Genomic DNA, 14149 nt, shown 5'->3' on the forward strand with positions numbered 1-14149 from the left:
TTTTTTTATGCCTGCTGGCAACGCCGAGCGGGATGCAAACCAGGACGATGCACGACTTAGCTCATCCCTGCCAGAGCAGGTAGCCGCATCCCCTTGTTCCGCGTACAGATAAAAAAACGGCTCCATCATGGAGCCGTTTTCACACTTGGGGCCGTGAGGCTGACTTACTCGACAGTGGCTTCCACGTCGGTGAAGTATTCGATCTTGGCCGCCTTGCGCAGCTCGTCGATCAGCGACTTGTAGTCGGCCTGTGCCTTGCCCTGACCCAGCTGACCTTGCAGCAGGCTCACCATCTGGGACGGCTCCTTGATGACGTTGACCTTGTCCAGCGCCACCACCACACGATCACCGTTGGCTTCGGTCACCAGCTCGACGCTCGGCTTGCCATCGGTCGGATGGGGCATGCGGAACGCCTGGGTCACCAGGTTCTGGTCCATCTCCTGGGCGAAACGGGATACGCCGGTATGGGTATCCACTTTCAGACCCAGCGCGGTCAGGTCGGCCTGAACGTTCTCACCGGCCTTGAGCTTGTCCAGCAGACCCTGGGCCTTGCCACGGGCCACTTCACTGGCCTTGTCGTGCTTGATGGCGGTGATCACCTGCTCTTTCACCTCGGCAAGCGGCTTGGCCGCCTTCGGCTGGTGACCCATGATGTGCAGCACCAGCGCCTTGCCGTCAGCCAGCTCGATCACGTCGGAGTTGGTATTGTCATCGCGCAGCTGTTCGGAGAACGCCACGGAGAGCACCTTGGGATCATTGAGCGGTGCCGGCGCATCGGCCTGGCTGAAATAGCCGGTGGACTGCACCTGGAGGCCCATGGCTTCGGCGGTCAAGTCCAGAGAGTCCGGGTTCTCGAAGCTGCTGTCGGCCATCTTCTGCTGTTCGGCGAAGAACTGCTCCTTGGCCTTCTCAGACTGCAGACGGGCGATGGTATCGCTCATCACGTCCACGAAGGGCTTGGTCTTGGCAGGCTCGACGCCCAGCAGCTTGATGATGTGGAAGCCGAACGGGCTCTTCACCACGGCGGAGAGATCGCCGGCCTTGGCCAGCGCGAACGCGGCTTTCTCGAAGGCAGGATCCATCACCCCTTTCTCGAACCAGTCGAGCTCCCCGCCCTTCTTCGCGGAGAAGGTATCGGAGGAGTCGGCCTTGGCCAGCGCGGCGAAGTCGTCACCCGCCTTGGCCTTGGCCAGCACGGCCTCGGCTTTCTGCTCGGCGGCCTTTTCATCCTTGCCAAACGGGATCAGGATGTGCGCCACCTGACGGCGCTCGGGACGCTGGAACAGATCCTGATGCTGGTCGTAGTAATCCTGGGCATCCTGCTCGGTGACCTTGATGTTCTTGCCAAGGTTCGCGGCATCGAGCAGCAGATAGTCGACCTTGACCGTCTCGTCGTTCATGAAACGAGCACTGTTGGCCTTGTAGAACTGCTCCACCTCAGCATCGCTCACCTCGATTCCGTCCACATAGGCGGAAGCGGCCAGACGGATCAGGCGCAGGTCACGGGTCTGGTTGTAGAGACGATCCAGTTGCTCGGCTTCACCCTTGAGGGCGAACTCCGATCCCAGCACGGCGCCCATCAATTGCTGGCGCACCATGTCCTGGCGCAGGGAGTCGCGGAACATCTCGGGGGTCATGCCGGCACGGCGAATGAGCTGCAGGTAGCGGTCATTGCTGAACTTGCCGTTCTCGGCAAACTCGGGCATGGCGACGATGGCCTGCTTGATCTGCTCATCGCTGACGCGCAGACCCAGGGAGCGGGCCTTGTCATCGATCAGCGCCTGATCGATCAGACGGTCCAGCACGCCACGGCGGAACTGTTTCATGTAATCGGGATTGGCGGCCAGCTGGTTGAAGGCCTCACCCATTTGGGATTCCATGCGGGCCCGCTCATTGCGGTAGGCATTCTCCAGTGCGGGGGCACTGATGTCATTGCCGTTGACGGTGGCGGGGGCGGTACGTGCCGGGCCATTGAGGTAGCTGCCTACGCCGGCCAAGGCAAAGGAGAGGATGATCAGGCCCAAGATAACCTTGGCTACCTTGCCCTGCGCCCCTTCGCGTAGTTTATCCAACATCATGTTTGTACTTATGCTCCCGAACTCGATGGGCGTAAATAATGAAAAGGCGCACCGATTGCGATGCGCCTTGGTCAAGCAGTATGAGGGAGAGCCCTCTCACTTGTCTGGTCAGAGACCAAGGACGGTGCCGATAGATATCAGCGACCGGCTTAGTTGACCGCGTCTTTCAGGGCCTTGCCGGCTTTGAAGGCAGGAACTTTACCGGCAGCGATTTCGATGGTCGCACCAGTTTGCGGGTTGCGGCCGGAACGGGCTGCACGCTCGCGAACGGCGAAAGTACCGAAACCAACCAGAGCAACCTGGTCACCCTCTTTCAGGGCTTCGCCCACGGCATCGATGAAGGCATCCAGCGCACGACCAGCGGCAGCTTTGGAGATATCAGCACCGTCTGCAATCTTGTCAATCAGTTGAGATTTATTCACTCTTATATTCCCCTTTTATCGAACATCGCTGCGGCGCTGATTTCCCTGGCCACAACAAGTGGAGGTTTTATAACAAGCCTCCTGATCAGTTGCAAGTGACAATCTGGCGCAAACCCGCGCCACATCACGCATTGCGACTCATCATGAGCACCCGATCGGTGGTCAAGGCTACTTCCGTTGTCCGGTGCATGCAAGCCTTAACCACCCCCCGAATGCGCCAAATTTGCGGCGCATCAACATTTACACGACAGAAACGCGTTCGAAACCTTGCGGATTGTCCTGCAACGCCAGTGCAAGCACCTCATCAATCCAGCGAACCGGATAGATTTCAAGATCTTGTTTGACGTTGGCCGGGATCTCCTCGAGGTCACGTTCGTTCTCTTTCGGGATCAGCACACGCTTGATGCCACCACGGTGGGCCGCCAGCAGTTTCTCCTTGAGACCACCGATGGGCAGCACCTCGCCACGCAGGGTGATTTCACCCGTCATGGCCACATCGGCACGCACCGGGTTGCCGGTGAGGCTGGAAACCAGGGCGGTACACATGGCGATACCGGCGCTCGGGCCGTCTTTCGGGGTCGCCCCTTCCGGCACGTGCACATGGATGTCGCGCTTCTCGTAGAAGTCGCCGTTGATACGCAGCTTCTCGGCACGGGCCCGCACCACTGTCATGGCCGCCTGGATGGACTCCTGCATCACGTCACCGAGGGAACCGGTGTAAGTGAGCTTGCCCTTGCCCGGCATGTTGGTGGTCTCGATGGTGAGCAGATCGCCCCCCACTTCGGTCCACGCCAGCCCGCACACCTGACCAATCTGGTTCTGGTCGGTGGCCTTGCCATAGTCAAAGCGCTGTACCCCCAGGAACTCCTTGAGGTTCTCCTGGTTGACCTGAACATGCTTGATGCTCTTGTCCAGCAGGATGCGTTTGACTGCCTTGCGACAGATTTTGGAGATTTCACGCTCCAGGCTGCGTACACCCGCCTCGCGGGTGTAGTAGCGAATCACCCCGATCAACGCCGAATCCTCGATGGTGATCTCGGAAGGCTTCAGGCCGTTGCGCTGGATCTGCTTGGCCACCAGGTGCTGCTTGGCAATGTTGAGCTTCTCGTCCTCGGTGTAACCGGACAGACGGATCACTTCCATCCGGTCCAGCAGCGGACCCGGTATGTTCATGGAGTTGGAGGTGGCCACGAACATCACGTCCGACAGGTCATAATCCACTTCCAGATAGTGATCGTTGAAGCTGCTGTTCTGCTCGGGATCCAGCACCTCCAGCAGAGCGGAAGCGGGATCGCCACGCATGTCCGAGCTCATCTTGTCGATTTCGTCGAGCAGGAACAGCGGGTTCTTCACGCCGACTTTCGCCATCTTCTGGATGAGCTTGCCGGGCATGGAGCCGATGTAGGTACGACGGTGACCGCGGATCTCCGCCTCGTCACGCACCCCACCCAGGGCCATGCGCACATACTTGCGGCCGGTGGCCTTGGCGATGGACTGCCCCAGGGAGGTCTTGCCCACCCCGGGAGGCCCGACCAGGCAGAGGATGGGGCCCTTGAGCTTGTTCACCCGCGCCTGCACCGCCAGGTATTCGAGGATGCGATCCTTGACCTTGTCCAGGCCATAGTGATCTGCATCCAGCACCTCCTGGGCCTTGCCCAGGTCTTTCTTGACCTTGGAGCGGGCCTTCCAGGGCACCTGCACCATCCAGTCCACATAGCTGCGCACCACGGTGGCTTCCGCCGACATGGGGGACATCATCTTGAGCTTGGCGAGCTCGGCCTGGGCCTTCTCGCGGGCATCCTCCGGCATCCCGGCCTCTTCAATCTTGCGATTGAGGGCTTCGAATTCATCCGGGCTGTCTTCCAGCTCGCCCAGCTCTTTCTGGATGGCCTTCATCTGCTCGTTGAGGTAATACTCCCGCTGGCTCTTCTCCATCTGCTTCTTGACCCGGGAGCGGATGCGTTTCTCGACCTGCAACAGGTCGATCTCCGACTCCATCATGGCCATCAGAAACTCGATGCGCTCGGACACGGAGGCGATTTCCAGCACCTTCTGCTTGTCTTCGAGCTTGAGCGGCATGTGGGCAGCCATGGTATCGGCCAGGCGCGCCGCATCGTCGATCGCCGAAATCGAGGTGAGTACCTCGGGCGGGATCTTCTTGTTGAGTTTGATGTAACCTTCGAACTGGCCGATGGCAGAGCGCACCAGCACGTCCTGATCCTTCTCTTCGATGGGGGCGGACGCGATGTACTGGGCCTCCCCGACAAAGAAGTCGCGATCGTCGATCATCCGCTCAAGGCGGGCACGCTGGCCCCCCTCCACCAGCACCTTGACGGTGCCGTCCGGCAGCTTGAGCATCTGCAGAATATTGGCCACTGTCCCGACGGAGAAAATTTCCTCCACCGTCGGTTCGTCAGTCGACGCATCCTTCTGGGCCACCAGCAGGACTTTCTTGTCCTGCTCCATGGCCGCTTCCAGACAGCGAATGGATTTTTCCCGCCCCACAAAGAGTGGAATGACCATGTGGGGATAGACCACCACGTCACGAAGAGGCAGGACGGGAATCTCGATGCGTTCTGAACGCTCTAGGTTCATATATGTCCTCTCGGCTTGTTATACCGTTGGCAAAGGCTTGGCTGAGTATATGGGGGCGCAAAGATGAGATTCAATCGCCTTGGCCGTAAAAAGCATGAAAGGGGCAAAAAGCCCCTTTATGTGATTAAAAATCAGACAGTTACTCTGAGGCTGCGGCCTGAGTCTCGGGATTGTCGTAGATCATCAGAGGCGCGGAGTCTCCCTTGATCACCGTCTCGTCGATCACCACCTTGCTGACCCCTTTCAGGGAGGGCAGGTCATACATGGTGTCAAGCAGCACGGCCTCGACAATGGAACGCAGACCCCGGGCACCGGTTTTGCGCTCCATGGCCTTGCGGGCAATGGCATTGAGCGCGTCGTCACGAAACTCCAGCTCCACCTCTTCCAGGGCAAACAGCGCAGCATACTGCTTGGTCAGCGCGTTCTTCGGCTCTTTCAGGATCTGGATGAGGGCAGCCTCGTCAAGCTCGGTCAGGGTCGCGACCACCGGCAGACGACCGATGAACTCGGGGATGAGACCGTATTTGATGAGATCTTCCGGCTCCACCTTGGCAAAGTTCTCGCTCAGGGTTGCCTTGGCATTCTTGGATTTCACCTCGGCGCCAAAACCGATGCCGGTGCCCTTGACGGAACGTTGCTCGATCACCTTGTCCAGCCCCGCGAAGGCACCACCACAGATGAAAAGGATCTTGGAGGTGTCGACCTGCAAAAACTCCTGCTGCGGGTGCTTGCGACCGCCCTGGGGCGGCACGGAGGCGATGGTGCCTTCGATCAGTTTCAGCAGGGCCTGCTGCACCCCTTCCCCGGACACGTCGCGGGTGATGGAGGGGTTGTCCGACTTGCGGGAGATCTTGTCGATCTCGTCGATGTAGACGATGCCACGCTGGGCCTTCTCCACGTCGTAGTCGCACTTTTGCAGCAACTTCTGGATGATGTTCTCCACGTCCTCGCCCACGTAACCGGCTTCGGTCAGGGTGGTAGCATCGGCCATGGTGAAGGGCACATCCAGCAGACGAGCCAGGGTCTCGGCCAGCAGAGTCTTGCCGCTGCCGGTGGGGCCAATCAGCAGGATGTTGGATTTGCCCAGCTCCACGCCACCGGACTCGCTGCCGCTGCGAAGACGCTTGTAGTGGTTGTAGACAGCCACTGCCAGCACCTTCTTGGCGTACTCCTGACCGATCACGTAGTCGTCCAGATGGGCGCGGATTTCATGAGGGGTCGGCAGCTCGCTACCATCGCGCTTGGGAGAGATCTCGCGGATCTCTTCGCGGATGATGTCGTTGCATAGCTCGACACACTCATCACATACGTAGACGGAAGGGCCAGCGATCAGCTTGCGCACTTCATGCTGGCTTTTGCCGCAGAAAGAGCAATACAGCAGCTTGTCGCCCTCACCCTTGCGTTTCTCTGTCATTCAGCGACCTCGTTTTATCAATAGAGGATGGATCGTCCTGTTGAGTTTACAACAGGACGGGGTACCCTGCTCAGCCGCGCTGGCTCAGGATGCCGTCAACCAGACCATAGGCAACGGCCTGCTCGGCGGACATGAAGTTGTCACGGTCGGTGTCGCGCTCGATGGTGGCCATGTCCTGACCGGTATGGAACGCCAGACGATCGTTCAGGGTATTCTTGATTTTCAGGATCTCCTGGGCATGGATCTGGATGTCAGAAGCCTGCCCCTGGAAGCCGCCCAGCGGCTGGTGGATCATCACTCGGGCATTGGGCAGGCAGAAACGCTTGCCCTTGGCGCCACCGGCCAGCAGGAAGGCCCCCATGGAGCAGGCCTGCCCCATGCAGACGGTGCTCACGTCCGGCTTGATGAACTGCATGGTGTCATAGATGGACATACCCGCAGTGACGGCGCCACCCGGCGAATTGATGTAGATGCTGATGTCCTGATCCGGGTTCTCGGACTCCAGGAACAGCAGTTGGGCCACCACCAGGTTCGCCATGTGATCCTCGACCTGACCGGTCAGGAAGATCACCCGCTCTTTCAGCAGACGGGAATAGATGTCGTAGGAACGCTCCCCTTTCGCGGTTTGCTCTACCACCATCGGGATGAGCGCATTGCGTGGGGATTCAGTCACATCGTTATAGTTCTTGTACATAAGGCATTGTCCCTAAAATAAAATGGCCCGAGTGGAGATCACACGAGCCATTATACTTAACAGTTTTGACCTTAAGTCAAATGTTCTTAGGCAGCGGCACCGGACTTGTTGATCACTTCGTCGAAGGCAACTTCTTTCTCGGTGACTTGCGCCTTGGACAGGATCAGATCGATGGCTTGATCTTCAATGGCCAGGTTGCGCACGCCGTTCAGCATCTGCTCGTTCTGCTGATAGTACTCGATCACTTCTTTCGGATCTTCGTAGGCAGTGGCCATGGACTCGATGATGCTGGTCACACGGGCGTCGTCAGCCTTGATCTCGTTGGTGCGGATGACGTCACCCAGCAGCAGACCAACGCGGACACGGCGCTCGGCCTGGGCCTGGAACAGCTCGGCCGGCAGCTCGGGGGCGTTGCCGCCCTGGAAGCCACCGAAGCGCTGCAGAGCCTGCTGACGCAGGGTGTCGATTTCCTGGGCAACAGCAGCCTTCGGCAGATCGATCTGGTTGGCTTCAACCAGGCCGTTCAGTACCTGCTCTTTCACGCTGTTTTTCAGGGCCTGGGCCAGTTCGCGCTCCATGTTCTTGCGCACTTCTGCCTTCAGTTCTTCAACGCTGCCGCTCTCGATGCCGAAACGCTTGACGAACTCTTCGGTCAGCTCGGGCAGCACTTGCTCTTCAACCTTGTGCAGCTTGGAAGCAAATTTGGCAGCCTTACCCTTCAGGGCTTCGGCGTGGTAGTCAGCCGGGAAAGTCACCTCGATGGTGAACTCGTCGCCCGCTTTCTTACCCAGGATGGCGTCTTCGAAGCCCGGGATCATGCGGCCAGCGCCCAGTTCCAGGGTGAAGCCTTCAGCCTTGCCACCGTCGAACTCTTCACCGTCGATGGAACCGACGAAGTCCATGGTCACACGCATGCCGTTGGCGGCAGCCACAGCGGCTTCAGTCCAGGTGGCGTGCTGCTTGCGCAGGGTGTCGATCATGTTTTCCAGGTCGCTGTCCTTCACGGTGGCAACCGGCTTCTCGACCTTGATGCTCTCCAGACCGGCAACTTCGAACTCCGGATACACTTCGAAAGTGGCGGTGAATTCGAAATCCTGACCTTCTTTGATCTCTTTCGGATCCATGGTCGGGGCGCCAGCCGGGCTCAGTTTGTTCTCGATGATGGCCTTGATGAAGTTGTTCTGCATCATTTCATCGGCAACGCGGGCGTGAGCCATGGCACCGAACATCTTCTTGATGATGGCAACCGGAGCCTTGCCAGGACGGAAACCGTCGATGCGACGGGTTTTGGCCAGGCCATTCAATTCTTTGCGCACGGCGGCGTCAACGGTAGCGGCCGGTACAGTGATGGTAAGACGGCGTTCCAGACCCTGGGTTGTCTCTACAGAAACTTGCATTCTTTTACCTCGTTCAACTCAGCACTGCGTGCTGACCCTTTATTGCCCCCGGGCAAGCCCGGAGTCTTCCTGTTTATAAAGACAACGACTGTCTTTGTGATGAGAAAATATGACGCGACATTATAGCGGCGTGCAGTGGTCGCGTCGAGCCGCACATCCCCCATCCGGGGCACAGACAGCACAATTTGCGCAAGACTTTCTCCTATATGGGGAAGCCTTGCACCGAGTTCAAGCATTCCATCCGCAATAATTTGCACTGGCTCACTCTTTTTCACGGCGAACGGGCCATTTTGATCGCCATCCGCCGCCAATCAGGCACAAAAATGGCGTGCTGCGACCCAAATTGTCCACCTTCTCGCCTGTGCCATTGCGTCCCCCGGCAGGGCTCGCTATGGTGACAGCCAATTCACGTGCTGCTGGAGTCACCCACATGTCCTTTTTCCGCTTCTTGTTCAATCTGCTCTGGTTCGTGCTGGGAGGCGTCTTCATGGGGCTGGCCTGGTGGCTGGCGGGGCTGCTCTGCTTCATCTCCCTCATCGGGATCCCCTGGGGACGCGCCTGCTTCGTCATCGGCACTTTCACCTTCTTCCCGTTTGGCAAGCAGGCGGTGAGCCGCAAGAGCATGACGGGCCAGAGCGACATCGGCACCGGTGCCCTGGGGCTGATTGGCAACATTCTCTGGTTTGTGCTCATCGGGGTCTGGCTGGCCATCGGCCACATCGCCTCGGCGCTGGCCTGTTTCGTCACCATCGTCGGCATCCCGTTCGGCATCCAGCACCTCAAGCTGGCCCTCATCAGCCTTGCCCCCATCGGCCAGATGATAGTGACCAACCACGAGGCCGAATCGGGCCGCTACATCCGCTGACAGCCCATCTCAGGCTATCCTTGCGGGTGGAAAAAAGGGCAGACTAGGGTCTGCCCTTTTTCATTGCCCCATTCGAGGTCTTCCATGCTGCCCAGCCATTTTTTTGCCAACCTCGCCCGTATGCGCCTCATCTACCGCTGGCCCCTGATGCGCAACATCCAGCCCGAAAACATCGCCGAGCACAGCCTGCAGGTCGCCATGGTGGCCCACGCCCTCGGCCTTATCAGCAATCGCCTGTTCGGCGCTCAGGTGGATGCAGACCGGGCCGCCGTCATGGCCCTCTACCACGACAGCAGCGAGGTACTGACCGGGGATCTGCCCACCCCGGTCAAGTACTTCAATCCCGAAATCGCCCGCGAATACAAGAAGATTGAGCTTGCCGCCGAGCAGCGCCTGCTGGGCATGTTGCCGCCCGAGCTGGTCGAGGACTTTCGCCCCCTGCTCGACTCCGGCGCCCAGGACGAGGCCCTCACCAGCCTGGTGAAGGATGCAGACACCCTCTGCGCCTACACCAAGTGTCTGGAGGAGCTGAGCGTCGGCAACCGGGAGTTCGAGCCCGCGCGAAAGCGCCTCGAGCAGATGCTGGACGCCAGGATGAACCCCGCCATGCGCTACTTCATCGATGTCTTCGTGGGGAGTTTTTCACTGCCTCTCGATGAGTTGAATGCCCATTGATGCCATCAACACGGCACCAGGCATCATCTCCTCCTGCGTATTACTCCGATAACCGCCACTTCGGGGGCTTCCCCACAAAAGAGTGACAATAAAAAGGGCCCCGCAGGGCCCTTTATCACATCCATGGGCATCAATGCCCCAGTTCCCGGGACGGCACCAGGCCGCTCGCCCGCCAGGCGGGATAGAGGGTCGCCACCAGGCTCATCAGGATGGCGGCGCCGGTCACGATGAGCAAGTCCTGCATGTGCAGCTCGGTCGGCAGGAAGTCGATGAAGTAGATGTCCGGATTGAGGAAACGGTGCCCGATCACCCCTTCGATGGCGCTCAGGATCTGGGTCAGCTTGCTGGAGAGCAGGCCGCCCAGCAGGGCGCCTAGCAAGGCTCCCGCCACCCCGTTCACCATCCCCTGGATGACGAAGGTGAGCCGGATCTGGCCCGGGCTCGCCCCCATGGTCTTCAAGATGGCGATCTCGCTGCGCTTCTCGTTCACCGCCATCACCAGGGTGGAGACGATGTTGAAGCAGGCCACCGCCACCACCATCAGCATCACCACGTACATCACGGTGCGCACCATCTGGATGTCCTGATAGAGATAACCCTGACGGCTCATCCAGCTGCTGATATAGACGTAGTGCGGGAATTTCTGGGCCGCCGCCACCGTGATGGACTGGGCCTTGAGCACGTCGCTCACCTTGAGGCTGAACCCCTCCACCGCGCTGCCCATGCCGGTGATGGCCTGGGCGTCCGCCAGGTGCATGAAGCCGAGCAGGCCGTCGAGCTGGCCGCCGATCTCGAGCAGCCCCACCACGGTGAGCGCCTCCCGTTTCGGGTTCTTGATGCCGGCGGCATCCCCCGCTTGGGGCAGCAGCAGGGTGACGGTGTCCCCTGTCTTGACCCCCAGCTTGTCGGCGATGATCTTGCCGAGGATGACCCCGTGTTCACCCGCCTGCAGCTCGCGAAGGCCCCGCCCCGTCATGAAGTTGCCCGCATCGGAGAGATTGGCTTCCAGCTCCGGCAGCACCGCACGCAGCTGGACCCCCTTGAGGGCGGAGCCGTGCTCCAGCAGGCCGTCCAGGCGAATGACCGGGGCAGCCGCCTCCACCCCGGGCTGGGCCAGCAGGTAGTCCCTGAGCCGCGGCCAGTCAGGCAGTGGCGCCTCCATGCCGATGAGCTCGCCGTGGGGTACCACGGAGAGCACCCGGTTCTTGAGCTCCCGCTCGAACCCGTTCATGGCGGAGAGGCCAAGAATGAGGGCCATCACCCCGAGGGCGATGCCGATGAGGGAAGAGGCCGAGATAAAGGCGATGAAGCCGTTGCGGCGGCGGGAGCGGCTGTAACGCAGGCCCAGGAACAGGGGCAGCGGTTTGAACATCAGGCGACCTCCGCCATGATGCCGCTCACCAGGGTGACCCGGCGGTGGAGCTTGGCCGCCAGGCTCAAGTCATGGGTCACCACCACGAACGCGGTGCCAAGCTCGCGGTTGAGCTCGCACAAGAGCTCATAGACGGCGGTGGCGCTGGCATGATCCAGGTTGCCGGTGGGCTCGTCCGCCAGCACCAGGCTGGGTTCGTTGACCAGGGCACGGGCGATGGCCACCCGCTGGCGCTCGCCACCGGAGAGCTCGGACGGTCTGTGGTTGAGACGGTGGGAGAGCCCCACCCGCCCCAGCATCTTGCTCGCCTTCTCGGTGGCGCTGGCCACCGACTCACCGGCGATCAGCAGCGGCATGGCCGCATTTTCCAGCGCGCTGAATTCCGAGAGCAGGTGGTGGAACTGGTAAACGAAACCCAGCTCCTGGTTGCGAAACCTCGCCTGGGTGCGGCTGTCCCAGCCATGGATGTCCTGCCCCTTGAACAGCACGGCGCCGCTGGAAGGGTTGTCCAGCGCCCCCATAAGGTGCAGCAGGGTGGTCTTGCCGGAGCCCGAGCTCCCCACCACCGCCAGCATCTCCCCGGGGGCGACGTCCAGCTCGATCCCCTTGAGTACCTGGGTCTCCAGATTGCCCTCTTTGTAGACATGATTGAGGGCCTGGCAGCGCAGCAGCGGCTCGCAGGAGACGGATTGATTCATAACGGGGGCTCCACTTGCACCAGTAACAACAGAAGATGAATTATTCATAACGCAGCGCCTCCGCCGGTTTGACCCGGGCCGCGCGGGAGGCCGGGTAGAGGGTGGCACTGAAACTCAGCAGCACGGCACCCAGCAGGATCGTCATAACCTGGGCCGGCTCGACGATGACTGGCAGACCGCTGCCCCCCGCCGCCATATAGAGGTTGAGCCCAAGGGCATTGAGCAGAGGATTGAGGCCGAAGCAGAGCGCCAGCCCCGCCAGCCCCCCGAACAGGGCGCCGATGACGCCGCTCGACGCCCCCAGCACCATGAAGATCTTGACGATGCCGGATTCGCTCATGCCCATGGTACGCAGGATGGCCACCTCCCCTTCCTTGTCGGTGACCACCATCACCAGGGCGGAGAGGATGTTGAAGGTGGCGACCGCGATGATCAGCACCAGCATCAGCCCCATCATCCGTTTTTCCATGGCCACCGCCTGGAACAGCTCGCCGCGCTCGCGGCGCCAGTCCTGCCACTCCAGCCCGTCCGGCAACGCGGTCTTCACCACCTCGTCGGCGGCGAAGGGATCGTCCAGCCAGAGGCGGATGCCGCCCACCTTGTCTGCGGGCAGGCGCAGCATGCGCTGGGCATCCCCCAGGGCAATCAGGGCCACCTGGCTGTCCACGTCGGCGCCGACCCCGAAAATGCCGGAGACGGTGAAAAGACGCTGGGCCGGCACCCGGCCAAAGGGGGTAAAGCGGGTACCTTCGGTCAGAATGAGACGCACCTGGTCGCCGATAGAGACCTTGAGTCGGCTGGCCACCCCCTGCCCCAGCACGATGTGGTATTCACCGGCCTGCAGGCTGTCAAGGCGCCCTCCCAGCATCTGGGCGTGCAGGATGTCATCCTTGGGCCAGCGGGCGGGATCGATCCCCTGCACGCTCACGCCGGTGAGCTGACCCGGGCTTTGCAGCATGCCTTCGCTGTCGAGCATGGGGGCCGTGGCCACCACGTGGGGCAAGCCGGCCAGATCGGGCAGACCTTCGGGCTCGGCCTCGATGCGTCCGGCCTGATTGGTCACCACCACATGGGGGATCACCCCGAGGATGCGCCCCTTGAGCTGGCCTTCGAACCCGTTCATCACCGAGATCACCACCATCAGGGCGGCGACCCCGATGGCGATGCCAAAGGTGGAGAACAGGGAGATAAAGGAGACGAAGCGGTTACTGCGTCGCGAGCCTGCATAACGCAGGCCGATGGCCAGCGACAGTGGCTGAAAAAGTCCGGTCTTCAAGGATATCTACGTTGCCAACGAAATAAGATACCGGATAATAAAGGGAAACCGTCTATGACAACAAGGGATAGCCTCCATGCAGGAACAGTTCTTCAGCGTCACCCATGCCACGCCGGTCAATGTGATCCCCATGCCGGCCGACTTTCGTCTGCCGACGCTGGAGGCCCTGGAGGCCGAGTTGCCCGAGCCGTTTCGCATCGCCTCCGCCATCACCTCCATCGATCTGGTGAGCAGCCGGCTGCTGCGCAGCCAGAACGAGTCCATGCACGATCTGGTGGAGATCATCAATCAGCAGTCCCGCAAGATCGACATGATCATGGGCTATGTGCTGGCAGCCCAGGATCATCCCGAGCACCGCTTCCACACCCTGCGCTTTGGCGCCGGGCAGCTCACCTACCTGCACCCCCACCAGGGGCACGGGGAGGCCCCCGCCCTGCACCAGATCGTGCGGCTCAAGATCTTCCTGCGGGAAGAGGCCTCCGCCGTCTACTGCTACGGCGAGGTCGTGCAGCGGGACGCCGGAGAGCATGGCACCCACGTGGTGCTCGACTACGTGCGCATCCGCGAGGATGACCGGGAGCTGCTGGTGCGCGCCAGCCTGCATGTGCAGTCGAAACAGCTCAAGCTGCGTGCCCAGGAACGTCAGCGCTAACCCAGGTCCAT

12 protein-coding genes are annotated in these 14149 nt (G+C 60.7%); 3 read left to right on the forward strand and 9 right to left on the reverse strand.

The window, feature by feature from the left end; genetic code table 11:
* Nucleotides 1-164: 164 nt before the first annotated feature.
* From ppiD to tig, 6 genes are all read right to left on the reverse strand, one after another.
* A complete protein-coding gene (gene ppiD, locus MUW49_RS03900) occupies nucleotides 165-2078 on the reverse strand; it encodes a peptidylprolyl isomerase (RefSeq protein ID WP_042016078.1) in 1914 nt (637 codons plus the stop codon).
* A 149-nt stretch (nucleotides 2079-2227) separates the two neighbouring features.
* Nucleotides 2228-2500: a nucleoid-associated protein HU-beta gene (gene hupB, locus MUW49_RS03905; RefSeq protein WP_005315375.1), complete on the reverse strand. Its 273-nt coding sequence runs from the start codon at nucleotides 2498-2500 to the stop codon at nucleotides 2228-2230.
* Between the two features lie 240 nt (nucleotides 2501-2740).
* Entirely contained in the window at nucleotides 2741-5095 is a 2355-nt protein-coding gene (gene lon / locus MUW49_RS03910) for an endopeptidase La (protein WP_010674574.1), read from the reverse strand.
* A gap of 139 nt (nucleotides 5096-5234) precedes the next feature.
* Nucleotides 5235-6509, reverse strand: coding sequence for an ATP-dependent protease ATP-binding subunit ClpX (clpX, locus tag MUW49_RS03915; protein WP_010674573.1), 1275 nt, complete (start codon nucleotides 6507-6509; stop codon nucleotides 5235-5237).
* A gap of 70 nt (nucleotides 6510-6579) precedes the next feature.
* Nucleotides 6580-7203 carry an ATP-dependent Clp endopeptidase proteolytic subunit ClpP gene (gene clpP / locus MUW49_RS03920; protein ID WP_005324106.1) on the reverse strand — a complete coding sequence of 208 codons (624 nt, stop codon included), beginning with the start codon at nucleotides 7201-7203 and terminating at the stop codon, nucleotides 6580-6582.
* An 86-nt stretch (nucleotides 7204-7289) separates the two neighbouring features.
* Entirely contained in the window at nucleotides 7290-8600 is a 1311-nt protein-coding gene (gene tig, locus MUW49_RS03925; RefSeq protein WP_010674572.1) for a trigger factor, read from the reverse strand.
* A gap of 430 nt (nucleotides 8601-9030) precedes the next feature.
* Between tig and MUW49_RS03930 the strand changes: the two genes are divergently transcribed.
* Nucleotides 9031-9465 carry a YccF domain-containing protein gene (locus MUW49_RS03930; RefSeq protein ID WP_042016081.1) on the forward strand — a complete coding sequence of 145 codons (435 nt, stop codon included), beginning with the start codon at nucleotides 9031-9033 and terminating at the stop codon, nucleotides 9463-9465.
* Between the two features lie 84 nt (nucleotides 9466-9549).
* Nucleotides 9550-10140: a 5'-deoxynucleotidase gene (yfbR, locus tag MUW49_RS03935; RefSeq protein ID WP_010674569.1), complete on the forward strand. Its 591-nt coding sequence runs from the start codon at nucleotides 9550-9552 to the stop codon at nucleotides 10138-10140.
* A 130-nt stretch (nucleotides 10141-10270) separates the two neighbouring features.
* On the opposite strand, the gene lolE is transcribed toward yfbR, so the two are convergent.
* Genes lolE through MUW49_RS03950 form a run of 3 tightly spaced genes read right to left on the reverse strand, consistent with a single transcriptional unit; the run spans nucleotide 10271 to nucleotide 13486 of the window.
* Nucleotides 10271-11512: a lipoprotein-releasing ABC transporter permease subunit LolE gene (lolE, locus tag MUW49_RS03940; protein WP_039039045.1), complete on the reverse strand. Its 1242-nt coding sequence runs from the start codon at nucleotides 11510-11512 to the stop codon at nucleotides 10271-10273.
* Nucleotides 11512-12210, reverse strand: a complete 699-nt coding sequence (gene lolD / locus MUW49_RS03945) for a lipoprotein-releasing ABC transporter ATP-binding protein LolD (RefSeq protein WP_010674567.1) — start codon at nucleotides 12208-12210, stop codon at nucleotides 11512-11514. Before lolD ends, lolE begins: the two co-directional genes overlap by 1 nt.
* A gap of 40 nt (nucleotides 12211-12250) precedes the next feature.
* Entirely contained in the window at nucleotides 12251-13486 is a 1236-nt protein-coding gene (locus MUW49_RS03950; RefSeq protein ID WP_104452890.1) for a lipoprotein-releasing ABC transporter permease subunit, read from the reverse strand.
* 76 nt (nucleotides 13487-13562) lie between these two features.
* Between MUW49_RS03950 and MUW49_RS03955 the strand changes: the two genes are divergently transcribed.
* On the forward strand, nucleotides 13563-14138 hold the full coding sequence (locus tag MUW49_RS03955; protein WP_042863798.1) for a PilZ domain-containing protein: 576 nt from the start codon (nucleotides 13563-13565) through the stop codon (nucleotides 14136-14138).
* Nucleotides 14139-14149 lie beyond the last annotated feature (11 nt).

The organism is Aeromonas sp. LsrichE-8G, from assembly GCF_022869435.1.
Lineage (GTDB): Bacteria > Pseudomonadota > Gammaproteobacteria > Enterobacterales > Aeromonadaceae > Aeromonas > Aeromonas caviae.